1 pseudogene is annotated in these 252 nt (G+C 54.0%); it reads left to right on the forward strand.

From position 1 onward, the window contains the following. Positions 1-86: pseudogene (locus M6G53_RS25710) on the forward strand (transketolase-like TK C-terminal-containing protein); the annotation flags it as partial. Positions 87-252 lie beyond the last annotated feature (166 nt).

Below are 252 nucleotides of genomic sequence, written 5' to 3' on the forward strand. Positions count from 1 at the left end.
AGTCGGCGCCGGCGGAGCAGCTGTTCGCCGAGTTCGGCTTCACCGTGGACAACGTGGTGGCCAAGGCGCAGGCGCTGCTGAAGTAAGCAGCCTGGCGCCAGCCGATAAAAAAGCCGGTCATCGTGACCTAATGCCGTTCACTTAAGCCTCACGTGACTTATAGCTGAATGGATATTTAGGCGGAACATAAAGCACCGAACGATCATATCTTCGGTGCTTTCTTTTTTCCGGCAGAATGAAGGCCTTTACGTT

It is taken from the genome of Serratia nevei, from assembly GCF_024160145.1.
GTDB classification, from domain to species: Bacteria; Pseudomonadota; Gammaproteobacteria; order Enterobacterales; family Enterobacteriaceae; genus Serratia; species Serratia nevei_A.